Here is a 12,427-nt window from a genome sequence, read left to right as displayed (position 1 = left end):
ACCCTCTTTCTCTTTCTACTTGCTATCTTTATCATTATTCTGCCCAATCTAATGTTTCTAAAAACTGATAAATATCCTCATGTAGCTGTTCCTTTTCTTTATCAACGGTAATAACATGGCCAGAATTCTCATACCATTTCAATTCTTTTCGTTCCGCTTCCACATTTTCATATATATATGTAGCACTTTCGGTATTAATCATCTTATCCTGTCTAGCTTGAACGACCATTGTTGGTGTATAGATAGTATCTACGTTAGCTTGTACCTCTTGAATAAGCTCACCTAGCGCATCAAACATTGGACTAGAATTTTCTACTAAATAAGCTAGCTCTTCATTAATCGTTTCCTCATCTTTTCCCTCTAATTGCTTGTACTCCTTAGAAAAAACTTGGAATCCAGAGGTTAGCTGCTTTTCATTATCAAAAAACATCGGAGCACACATCGGTATAACTGCTTTTATATTTTGGGAATATGCTAGTTTCAAACTAAATACACCACCAAGTGATAGACCACATACCGCAATTTCGTTATAACCTAAATCCTTTAAATGTTGAAAGGCTTTCTGAACATCTTCCCACCACTCATCTGGCCTTGTTTCAATCAATTCTTCTGGTGGTTTACTATGTCCTCTATAAATTGGTGCGTGACTAGTATATCCTTTTTTCTGTAAAAATCGCCCAAGCATACGTACATCTGCTGTGTGGCCGGTAAAACCGTGTAATAACAAAACCGCACGTGGTCCCGCTTCAAATGTAAATGGCTTTGGTTGAATTACTTTCATCTTTTTAAACCCCTTCTCTATTTCTTACTTTACCCTTTATACTATAACTTACACAAAATTGAGTAGAAAAACTATTGGATTGATTATAAGCTTATTAAAGTAAAAAACCCCTACCACAATTGTGATAAGGGTTATCGTTGACTATTGTAATACGTAAGCACTTAAGAAAGCTAAGACAAAGAACAGAACTCCTGTTACAATTGTAGCTCTGTGTAAAACTAAGTCAATCCCTCTAGCCTTTTGCTTACCGAATAATTGTTCCGCTCCTCCTGAGATCGCCCCAGACAAGCCCGCACTTTTTCCACTTTGTAATAGAACTAAAATAATCATAATGATTGCATCAAGAACTAATAGAAAATTTACAACACTAGCCATGTTTCCATGACACCTCCTGAACTTATGCAGACAGTTAACTATTCATACTTTAGCATAATTTCGAATACTTTATCAAGCTATTTTTACAAAAGTTGATATATTATCTATAAATAATAGCATTTCCAATTAGATTAATCTATGATAATCATAACAATCATTGTTTATTTAGGAGTGATTATATGAAAACTACTTTCTGGTTGGAATCCAATGATGGCGTAGAATTATATGTAGAAAAATGGCATGATTCTGATAAACAACCAAAAGCAATTATTCAAATAGCACATGGAATGGTAGAACATATCCAACGATATCATGATTTTGCTAGGTACTTACTAAAGCATAATATTTTTGTCTATGGAAATGATCACCGCGGACATGGAAAAACCGGGCAAAAACAAGGTCTTATGGGTTATTTTTCAGAAACAGATGGATTTGATAGAGTAACAGATGATTTATATATGCTTACAATGAAAATTAAGGAAGAACATCCGGAAGTACCTATTTATTTGCTTGGACATAGTATGGGGTCCTTTTTAGCTAGAAATTACATCCAGAAGTATAGTGAAATTCTTCAAGGCGTTATTTTATCGGGAACAGGCTTTTATCCGTCTCTTACTACAGCCCTCGGTAAAGCACTATCATCTAAGTTAAACCCTACAGAAAAATCGCCTCTTATGAATAGACTCGCCTTTGGAGCTTTTAACCGGAAAATTAATAATCCGAAGTCACCCTTCGATTGGATTTCACGAGATGAAAAAGTAGTCCAAGACTATATGCAGGATAGATATGCAGGGTACATTCCAACTGCACGATTTTTCTATGATTTAATGACCGGACTTCAATACATTCATGATGCAAAACGAAATGCAAACATACGGAAAAGTCTACCTATACTATTTATTAGCGGTGAAGCTGACCCGGTTGGTAACTACGGAAAGGGAATTTGGAAAACATCTAACGGTTATGAACAGCTTGGGATCAAAAATATTACAACTACCCTCTTTGAAGGTGCACGTCATGAAGTATTAAATGAGATAAATAAAGAAGAAGTATATGAGCTAGTTTTACATTGGATTTCAAAAAATTTGCCACTAAAAACCAATTAAAACGTTTACAATATGAACAATTTGTAGACAAAAGTGAAATCGCTTGAAACCTACTAATATTACCGTTAAAGTAGGTAAGTATAGTAAATTTTTTTGAAGGGTTGGTACTATCGTATGACAAACATCCAAGGTATTGCAGCATCTTCTGGTATTGCAATTGCAAAAGCTTTTCAGCTAGTAACACCAGACTTAACATATACATCAAAGAACATTGACAATCCAGAAAGTGAAATAAAGCGATTAGAAGATGCATTAGCAATTTCTAAACAAGAGCTAGAAAAGATTAAAGCACATACATTAAATGAACTAGGTGCAGAACATGCAGAGATTTTTTCAGCACACTTACTTGTATTAGGTGATCCAGAACTTATTAATCCTATTAAAGACAAAATACAAAATGAAAAAACTATGGCTGAAGCTGCATTAGAAGAAGTTGCAAATATGTTCATACAAATGTTTGAAAGCATGGATAATGAATATATGCGTGAACGTGCAGCAGATATTCGTGATGTAACAAAACGTGTATTAGCACATTTATTAGGTGTTTCCTTCCCTAATCCTGCACTTATTGATGAAGAAGTTATCGTTATTGCTAGTGATTTAACTCCATCAGACACTGCTCAATTAAATCGTCAATTCGTTAAAGGATTCGCTACGGATATCGGTGGACGTACATCACACTCAGCAATTATGGCAAGATCTCTTGAGATTCCTGCAGTTGTCGGTACTAAAGATGTTACCAAAACAGTTTCTCAAGGCGATATCGTGATTATTGATGGAATTGATGGAAATGTCATTGTCAATCCAACTGATGAACAAATCAAAGAGTTCGAAGGAAAACGTGAAAACTTCAAAAAACAGCAGGCACTTTGGGCTGAATTAAAGGATGAACCAACATTTACTTCTGACGGAGAACAAGTTGAACTTGTAGCGAATATCGGTACTCCAGATGACGTCGTTGGTGTAATGAACAATGGTGGTGAAGGTGTCGGCCTTTATCGCACAGAATTTTTATATATGGGTAAAAGCGAACTTCCTACTGAAGATGAACAGTATGAAGCATACAAATCCGTATTAGAACAAATGGGAGACAAGCCTGTAGTTGTTCGTACACTTGATGTAGGTGGAGACAAGGAACTACCATATCTGGACTTACCGAAGGAATTAAATCCATTCCTAGGATTTAGAGCTATCCGCTTCTGCCTAGAAAATGAACATGTATTCCGCCCACAATTACGTGCATTACTTCGTGCAAGTGTATACGGAAACTTAAAAATCATGTTCCCGATGATTGCAACATTAGAAGAATTCCGTAGAGGGAAAGAAATTCTATTAGAAGAAAAAGCAAACCTGAAGAATGAAGGTCATCAAGTTTCTGACAATATCGAAGTTGGAATCATGGTTGAAATTCCTTCAACTGCTGTTATTGCAAAACAATTTGCAAAAGAAGTTGATTTCTTCAGTATCGGAACAAACGACTTAATTCAATACACGATGGCTGCTGACCGCATGAACGAACAAGTATCCTACTTGTACCAACCGTATCATCCAGCTATCTTAAATCTAGTTAACAACGTCATTGAAGCTGCACATAGTGAAGGTAAGTGGGCAGGAATGTGTGGAGAAATGGCTGGAGATCCAATAGCTATTCCAATCCTACTTGGCTTAGGATTAGATGAATTCAGTATGAGTGCAACTTCCATTTTACCGGCACGTACTCAACTAAAAGGTATTTCTAAGAAAGAAATGGCTTCTTATAAGGACAAGCTATTATCCATGTCTACCGCTGAAGAAGTCGTTGCATTTGTTAAAGAAAAGACTGAATAACGATCAATCGCCCAGAATAATCTGGGCGTTTTTTTTAATTGTTTTTTGGTTGGATTATATTCTACTCATCCTAAAACCAACATTAAGTAGCTGTCTCCAAAATTACTGAAACTGTTGCCCTGACATTGTTGTCATAAAATCAATAAAAAACTGTCTATAATCAAAATTAAAAGCAATTCGATGTCTTTTAATCTCTTTTTCCGTTTCTTCTTCTAGGCTACCAAATGGTCGGATATCAGCAATACTTTGACCTCTCTCCGTACCTTGGGTTGCTTGAACGATATGAACAGGAAGTTCTTGAAAAGTAAACATATCCTCTCGATTGACAGCCATTAACGTTAACACATCATGTAATGGTGCACCTTGCACATTAGGATTACGTTCCCTATAATATTCATAATAATAATCAATCATCGGTTTTACGATGTCAATAGGGCCAATCTGATCAATATAGTCTATCATTTGCTGCGTAGCTATTGCTTTTTCAGTTACGTTTAACGGTATAATGGTCACGTGATCTGCATATGTTAAAACAATTTGTGCAGCAACAGGGTCGCCATGAAAATTCGCCTCAGAGACAGCAGTTACATTCCCTGGTACCCAGAAAGCACCACCCATTATATAGATTTGTTTTACTTTTTGCATGGTTTGAGGATATAAAAGGTATAACGTAGCAAGTGATGTTAATCGTCCAATATTAACGATGACTAACTCATCTTCATATTGATCAATAATACCAATAATTTCAAAGAAATTCTCAAGCTCGATTAGTGTTTCATCTGAATTTGGCGGAATTATGGGTCCAAGCCCAAATTCGCCATGAATTTCTGGTACAAAATCTGGAACTTCTGATGTCATTGGATTTTCAGCACCTGCTATTATCGCTACCTTCTGAGCCTCTTCAGTTGCAATTTTCGTCCTTAAATAACCTACAGTTCTTAGGGCATTCTCCCGTGGAATATTACCATAGTCAGTTACTACTCCAACAATATCGATATCATCATTTAAATAACCATATAGTAATGCTGTAATATCATCTACACCAATATCTCCAAATACTAATACCTTGTCTGCCAATTTTGCTCGCCCTTTCTAAAAATATTGTTTATATAGCCTATTACGAAACAGCTTTGTCCTGTGACAAACTAGTTTACAGAAATTACTTTTGTATTTGGAAGAGTTTTCATGTTCTTACATTTATTTTCAATGAGAATATCTACATACTAGTAAATATGAAGTAGCTATTTCTGAGGTTCAAAGGAGAAAAGAGAAAAGAAAAAGGCTGCGAAACCGCAGCCTTTTATCTTATTTATTTTTTAAGTTATAGAATGCATTCAGTCCAGCATATTCACCCATGCCAGCTAATTCATCTTCAATACGTAGTAATTGATTATATTTTGCAACACGGTCCGTACGTGATGGAGCACCAGTCTTAATTTGTCCTGCATTTGTTGCTACAGCGATATCAGCAATTGTAGCATCTTCCGTTTCACCAGAACGGTGAGAGATTACAGCAGTGTAGCCAGCACGTTTCGCCATTTCAATTGCATCAAATGTTTCGGTTAATGTTCCGATTTGGTTTACTTTAATTAGGATGGAGTTTCCTACACCTTGTTCAATACCTTGAGCAAGCTTTTTCGTATTCGTAACGAATAAATCGTCTCCAACAAGCTGTACTTTTCCGCCAAGGCGTTCGGTAAGAAGTTTATGACCTTCCCAATCGTTCTCATCTAATCCATCTTCAATAGAGATAATTGGATATTTATTAACCATTTCTTCATACCAATCTACCATTTCTGCAGAAGTACGGGTTACACCTTCACCTTTAAGCACGTACTTACCATCTTCATACATTTCAGAAGACGCTACGTCCATTGCTAATTTAACTTCTTCACCAGGCTTGTAACCTGCAGCTTCAATTGCTTCTACAATTGTTTGAAGCGCTTCTTCGTTAGAGCTTAAGTTTGGAGCGAATCCACCTTCATCTCCTACCGCTGTATTATATCCTTTAGATTTTAATACGTTTTTAAGAGAGTGGAAAATTTCTGCACCAGTGCGAAGTGCCTCTTTGAATGTAGGTGCTGCAACTGGCATAATCATGAATTCTTGAATATCCACATTGTTATCAGCATGCTCTCCACCGTTTACAATGTTCATCATTGGAGTTGGAAGAGTTTTACCGTTAAATCCACCTAAGTAGTTGTATAAAGGTACTTCTAGGAAGTTAGCTGCTGCATGTGCAACTGCCATAGATACTCCAAGAATAGCATTAGCACCTAATTTACCTTTGTTTTCTGTTCCATCAAGATCAATCATTAATGCATCAATAATGTTTTGGCGAGTTACGTCAAGACCGATTAATTCTGGTGCAATAATTTCATTTACGTTATGAACAGCTTTTTCTACACCTTTACCTAAATAGCGCCCTTTATCACCATCACGAAGTTCTACTGCTTCATATTCCCCAGTAGATGCTCCACTTGGAACCATCGCAGAACCGAATGCTCCTGATTCTGTATAAACCTCTACCTCAACTGTTGGATTACCTCGTGAATCTAATACTTCGCGTGCATATACGTCTGTAATGTATGGCATAATGTTATTCTCTCCTTTTACTTTTTAATTAGGGATGTGCCTGTCATTTCTTTTGGTTTTTCAATATCTAATAAATCAAGCAATGTCGGTGCTAGGTCTGCTAAAATACCGCCATCGCGTAACTCAATGCCTTCTTTTGTAACAATAACTGGAACTGGATTTGTAGTGTGTGCTGTCATTGGATTACCTTCCAATGTAACCACTTCATCCGAATTACCATGGTCTGCTGTAATGATTGCATGACCACCTAACTCGATTATTTTATCCACTATTTTTCCAAGACATTCATCTACCGTTTCTATCGCTTTAATTGTAGGCTCAAGCATACCAGAATGTCCAACCATATCTGGATTTGCAAAATTTAAAATAATGGCATTTACTTCACCATCGTCTAGCTCTTTTAATAGTGCATCCGTGACTTCATAGGCACTCATTTCCGGTTTTAGGTCGTATGTTGCTACTTTTGGAGAATCAATAAGGATACGTTTTTCACCAGGAAATTCTTGCTCACGTCCACCACTCATAAAGAAAGTAACATGTGGATATTTTTCTGTTTCCGCAATACGAAGCTGTTTCATATTGTTCTGTGCTAATACTTCACCAATTGTATTATCTAGGTTCGTTGGTTTATAAGCAACAAAACCGTCAATCGATTCACTAAATTGGGTTAGCATAACAAAATCTAAATCCTTCGGTACGCTTGGGCCTCGATCGAAATCACGGAAGTCTTCATTTGCAAACGTGCGTGAAATTTGAATTGCTCTATCTGGACGGAAATTGTAGAAGATAATTGAATCTTCATCTTCTACTTTACCAACTGGATTACCAGTTCCATCAGTTATAACAGATGGAAGAACAAATTCATCATAGATACCATTTGCATAAGAGTCTTCTACGACTTCAAGAGCACTCTTATAACTTGGCCCTTCTCCATAAACCATGGCATCATAGGCCTTTTTGACACGATCCCAACGTTTGTCGCGATCCATAGAATAATAGCGACCAGATATAGTAGCTATTTTTCCAACACCAAGCTCTTGCATTTTTTGCTCAGTTTGCTCAATATAGCCTTTTGCTGTTTGTGGACCGACGTCACGACCATCAAGGAAAGCATGTAAATAAACTTTTTCTAGTCCTTGATCACTTGCAAGCTTCAGCAGTGCAAATAAATGATCAATATGACTATGGACACCACCATCGGAGAGTAATCCGAAAATATGGAGCGCTTTGTTTTTCTCTTTAGCACGTTTAATTGATTTCAAAAAGGCTTGGTTTTCGAAAAAATCACCTTCACGAATCGATAAGTTAACACGTGTTAAGCTTTGATAAACGATGCGTCCGGCACCAATATTTAAATGGCCAACTTCTGAGTTACCCATTTGACCTTCTGGTAATCCAACCGCTTCACCGCTAGCCTTAAGTTGATTATGAGCAAAGGTCTTCCAATAACGGTCAAAATTAGGTTTATTTGCTTGTTCTACTGCGTTTCCTTTTACCTCATTACGAATGGCAAAGCCATCTAAGATAATCAACGCAGCTAATTTGTTTTGACTCATTTTGCGCCAGCCTCCACAAGCTGTAAGAATGATTCAGCTTCAAGACTTGCTCCACCAACTAATGCGCCATCAATATCAGATTGTGCCAATAGTTCATCAACATTAGAAGGTTTTACACTACCACCATATTGAATTACAACTGCTTCAGCTGTAGCTTCATCGGTTAATGACTTCACTACATTACGAATATGCGCACATACTTCATTTGCATCCTGACATGAAGCAGTTTTACCTGTACCAATGGCCCATACAGGTTCATAAGCAATAATAGTTTTCGCTACTTGATCATTGGATAACCCTTTAATTGCCTCAGTAACTTGTGTTTGAACTAAAGACATTGTTTCATTTGCTTCACGTTGTTCTAATGTTTCGCCGACACAAACAATTGGTGTCAAACCATGATTAAATGCTGCATGGGTCTTTTTATTAACCGATTCATCAGTTTCAGCAAAATATTCACGACGTTCTGAGTGTCCGATTACTACATGTGTTACACCTAAGTCTGTTAACATTACTGGACTAACCTCACCAGTGTATGCTCCATTATCTTCAAAATGCATATTTTGTGCACTCACTTTAAGATTAGTTCCTTTAGCTTTTTCTACTAAAGAAGCAAGATACGGGAAAGGTGCACAAACAATTGCTTCTACTTTATCATTAGCAGGAATTTTATTTACAACATCTTCTACAAATTGATTTGCTTCTGAAAGAGTTTTATTCATTTTCCAGTTCCCTGCAATTACGACTTTACGCATCGTATCACCTCTATTGATATTTTTACTTATCGCTTAAAGCTTCTACACCAGGTAGTACCTTTCCTTCCATAAACTCTAAGGAAGCTCCACCACCAGTAGAAACGTGGTCCATTTTATCAGCTAGATTGAATTTTTCTACAGCTGCTGCTGAATCTCCACCGCCAATTACTGTATAACCATCAGTTTCAGCTAACGCCTCTGCAACGGCTTTTGTACCATTAGCGAATGCATTTAATTCAAATACGCCCATAGGGCCATTCCAAATAACTAGTTTAGAACCTTTAACAATTTGAGAATACTTTTCTCTTGTTTTTGGACCAATATCAAGTGCTTCCCAATCAGATGGTATTTCGGAAATTGCAACTTCTTTCTTATTTGCATCCTCTGAGAAATCATCTGCAACGACTACATCTTCAGGTAACACAAAATTAACGCCTTTATCTTTAGCTTTTTGCATGAACTCTTTTGCTAAATCAATTTTGTCTTCCTCAAGAAGGGATTTACCTATTTCATGACCTTGGGCTTTAACAAAGGTGTATGCTAAGCCACCACCGATTATTAAATTGTCAACTTTATCTAATAGATTATCAATTACGCCAATTTTATCTTTTACTTTTGCTCCACCTATTATAGCAGTAAATGGACGATCAGGGTTTTCCAGTGCCTTACCTAATACAGATAGTTCTTTTTCCATCAGGAAACCAGCAGCAGATGGAATTTTTTCTGCAATACCTGCAGTTGATGCATGTGCACGATGTGCTGCTCCAAAAGCATCATTAACATAAACATCGGCCATATTAGCAAAAGCTTCTGCTAGTTGAGAATCATTTTTTTCTTCGCCAGCTTCAAAACGAACATTTTCAAGAAGAAGTAAGTCTCCTTCATTTAATCCGGAAATCGCTTCATCCACCTCATGTCCATAGACAGAATCGGTTTTCACAACTTCTTTTCCAATTAAATCACTTAAACGTTTTGCAACTGGATCTAATCGTAGTTCATCTACAACCTGGCCTTTAGGACGCCCAAGATGACTAGCTAAAATAACTTTTGCACCTTGTTCTGATAAATAGGTAATCGTTGGTAAAGCAGCTTTAATACGTGTATCATCTGTTACTTCTCCATTATTCATTGGAACGTTAAAATCAACACGACAGAAAACCTTCTTCCCTTTTAAATCAAGGTCTTTTACTGTTTGTTTCTTCATTTGGATTCCCTCCCAAAATAAAAAATATGTAAGCATTACTTCATAGGTTTCCCTAGTCTTTGACTATTACTCAGGGAGAAAGTTGCAAAAATCACATGAGAAAAGGAGGAGAATTATTCCTCCACCTTTTCTGTATGTTTTATAGTCCTTTTTGTCCCATGTAAGCAACTAAGTCAACAACACGAGTAGAGTAACCCATTTCGTTGTCATACCAAGAAAGAACTTTAACCATGTTACCTTCCATTACCATAGTAGATAGACCATCTAGGATAGAAGAATGAGTATTTCCAACAATATCACGAGATACTAGTGGAGCTTCACTATATTCAAAGATTCCTTTTAATTCGTTCTCTGCAGCTTCTTTGAATGCTTGGTTAACTTCTTCAGCAGTTACGTCCTTTTCAACTTCTGCTACTAAGTCTACCATTGAACCGTCTGGAACAGGTACACGAACAGCCATACCATTTAATTTACCTTTTAATTCAGGTAATACTAGTGCAACTGCTTTTGCAGCACCAGTAGTTGTAGGGATAATATTTTCAGCTGCTGCACGAGCACGACGATAGTCTTTATGTGGTAAATCAAGAATTTGTTGGTCGTTTGTATATGCATGAACAGTTGTCATTAGACCACGTTTAATTCCGAATTTATCGTTAAGCACTTTAGCAAATGGTGCTAAACAGTTTGTAGTACAAGAAGCGTTTGATACGATATGGTGCTCACTAGGATCATATTGGTCATGGTTAACACCCATAACGATTGTTAAATCTTCATTTTTAGCAGGAGCAGAGATAATAACTTTTTTCGCACCAGCATCAATATGTTTTTGAGAAGATTCACGATCAACGAAGCGACCTGTTGATTCGACTACCACTTCAACACCAAGTTCACCCCAAGGAAGATTTGCTGGGTCACGCTCAGCTAATACTTTAATTTCTTTTCCATCAACAACAATGTTAGAACCGTTTACAGATACTTCTTCCTCTAATACACCATGTACTGAGTCATATTTTAATAGATGTGCAAGCATATTTGCATCTGTTAAGTCATTTACTGCTACGATTTCAACATCGTCTCTTTTTAGAGCTTGACGAAATACATTACGTCCAATACGTCCAAAACCATTAATACCAACTTTTACTGCCATTTTATATTCCTCCTAAAATTTCTTCTAATATGATTTATTTAAAGGGAAGTATCCCTTAAAATCTGTTCTGCTGCTGCCTCATCTGTAATGAGCACATTACTTGTACCGTGCTTGAAATAGGATTCAATTGCTCTTGCTTTTGACTTTCCGCCAGCAACGGTAACTACATATTCCTTTGATTCTAAATCTTCAAGTTGCAATCCAACTGTGCGTACTTTATGGACAACATTACCCTGTTGATCAAAATAATAGCCAAATGCTTCACTAACTGCATTTTTTTCTACAAGTTTTTCTCTTAGTTCATCAGGAGTCTTCCTGCGGTCTGCCATCGTAAACGCATCACCAATGCCATGTAGGACAATATCTGCATTTTTTATAAGCTTTAAAACTTCTATAATAGAAGGCTCTTGGATGATGTTTTGATAGGACGTTTCACTAATTGGATCAGGGACATAGAGTAACCGGTAGTCTCCTTGTGCTTTTCGAGACATTTGTGCAACGATGGTGTTTGCTTGATTTTCCATCTTTTCCCCAATGCCACCTCTTGCTGGCACAAACAGGTAATTACTATCTTTTTCAAATGGGGTCATCACACTAGCAACCGAAGCCATCGTAGTACCACCTGTTACAGCAATGGTTGCGTTAGGCATGATGATTTTCTTTAGGTAATTAACACAAGCCTTGCCCATCTCTTGTTTAACCCATTCTGCATCATCACTATTACCTGGTACAACGACAACATTCTCTACTTGTAATGTTTCCTTAATTCTTTTTTCTAAAACACTTAAGCCCATTATCTCACCCATAAATTGACTTAATTGTTCTAGAACTTTTTTACCTTGTTCCGTAATAAGCATTCCCTTTGTCGTAACTTCTAATAACCCTTGTTCATAAAGTAAATCAATCTCACTTCGAACTTGTCTTTCAGTTAAATTGCTACTTTCTGCAAGCCCTCTTCTTCCAATTGGTTGATAGAGGTTAACACTTCTGAGCAGAGAGAATCTCGATTGCATTACGTCTAACAAGTCAGGTATAAGCTTTTTTTGTAAGTCGACTAACTCTTTCATGACATTACCCCTTT

General features: G+C 36.9%; 11 protein-coding genes. 2 read left to right on the top strand and 9 right to left on the bottom strand.

Annotated features, from left to right (window positions below; translation table 11 throughout):
- Positions 1–34 precede the first annotated feature (34 nt).
- Positions 35–781 carry an alpha/beta hydrolase gene (locus tag AB1K81_RS13730; RefSeq protein WP_412977222.1) on the bottom strand — a complete coding sequence of 249 codons (747 nt, stop codon included), beginning with the start codon at positions 779–781 and terminating at the stop codon, positions 35–37.
- Between the two features lie 141 nt (positions 782–922).
- Positions 923–1,156: a preprotein translocase subunit SecG gene (secG, locus tag AB1K81_RS13725; protein ID WP_412977221.1), complete on the bottom strand. Its 234-nt coding sequence runs from the start codon at positions 1,154–1,156 to the stop codon at positions 923–925.
- Positions 1,157–1,335: 179 nt separating this feature from the next.
- Between secG and AB1K81_RS13720 the strand changes: the two genes are divergently transcribed.
- Positions 1,336–2,262, top strand: a complete 927-nt coding sequence (locus AB1K81_RS13720; protein WP_412977220.1) for an alpha/beta hydrolase — start codon at positions 1,336–1,338, stop codon at positions 2,260–2,262.
- Between the two features lie 114 nt (positions 2,263–2,376).
- Positions 2,377–4,089, top strand: coding sequence for a phosphoenolpyruvate--protein phosphotransferase (ptsP, locus tag AB1K81_RS13715; protein ID WP_412977219.1), 1,713 nt, complete (start codon positions 2,377–2,379; stop codon positions 4,087–4,089).
- Positions 4,090–4,191: 102 nt separating this feature from the next.
- Here ptsP and AB1K81_RS13710 read toward each other — a convergent pair whose 3' ends face one another.
- The 7 genes from AB1K81_RS13710 to AB1K81_RS13680 all read right to left on the bottom strand — a co-directional run bounded on the left by AB1K81_RS13710 (position 4,192) and on the right by AB1K81_RS13680 (position 12,413).
- Positions 4,192–5,166 carry a nucleoside hydrolase gene (locus tag AB1K81_RS13710; RefSeq protein ID WP_412977218.1) on the bottom strand — a complete coding sequence of 325 codons (975 nt, stop codon included), beginning with the start codon at positions 5,164–5,166 and terminating at the stop codon, positions 4,192–4,194.
- 228 nt (positions 5,167–5,394) lie between these two features.
- Positions 5,395–6,684: a phosphopyruvate hydratase gene (eno, locus tag AB1K81_RS13705; RefSeq protein ID WP_412977217.1), complete on the bottom strand. Its 1,290-nt coding sequence runs from the start codon at positions 6,682–6,684 to the stop codon at positions 5,395–5,397.
- Between the two features lie 17 nt (positions 6,685–6,701).
- Entirely contained in the window at positions 6,702–8,240 is a 1,539-nt protein-coding gene (gene gpmI, locus AB1K81_RS13700; protein WP_412977216.1) for a 2,3-bisphosphoglycerate-independent phosphoglycerate mutase, read from the bottom strand.
- On the bottom strand, positions 8,237–8,995 hold the full coding sequence (tpiA, locus tag AB1K81_RS13695) for a triose-phosphate isomerase (protein ID WP_412977215.1): 759 nt from the start codon (positions 8,993–8,995) through the stop codon (positions 8,237–8,239). The genes gpmI and tpiA overlap by 4 nt, the downstream gene beginning before the upstream one ends.
- A 22-nt stretch (positions 8,996–9,017) precedes the next feature.
- Positions 9,018–10,199 carry a phosphoglycerate kinase gene (locus tag AB1K81_RS13690; RefSeq protein ID WP_412977214.1) on the bottom strand — a complete coding sequence of 394 codons (1,182 nt, stop codon included), beginning with the start codon at positions 10,197–10,199 and terminating at the stop codon, positions 9,018–9,020.
- A 139-nt stretch (positions 10,200–10,338) separates the two neighbouring features.
- Complete coding sequence (gene gap / locus AB1K81_RS13685) at positions 10,339–11,346, bottom strand: type I glyceraldehyde-3-phosphate dehydrogenase (protein WP_412977213.1); 1,008 nt, start codon at positions 11,344–11,346, stop codon at positions 10,339–10,341.
- Positions 11,347–11,384: 38 nt separating this feature from the next.
- On the bottom strand, positions 11,385–12,413 hold the full coding sequence (locus AB1K81_RS13680) for a sugar-binding transcriptional regulator (RefSeq protein ID WP_412977212.1): 1,029 nt from the start codon (positions 12,411–12,413) through the stop codon (positions 11,385–11,387).
- Positions 12,414–12,427 lie beyond the last annotated feature (14 nt).

It is taken from the genome of Ornithinibacillus jepli (genome assembly GCF_047228935.1).
Classification (GTDB): domain Bacteria; phylum Bacillota; class Bacilli; order Bacillales; family Amphibacillaceae; genus Ornithinibacillus.
This window is presented reverse-complemented; position numbering and strand designations above follow the sequence as displayed.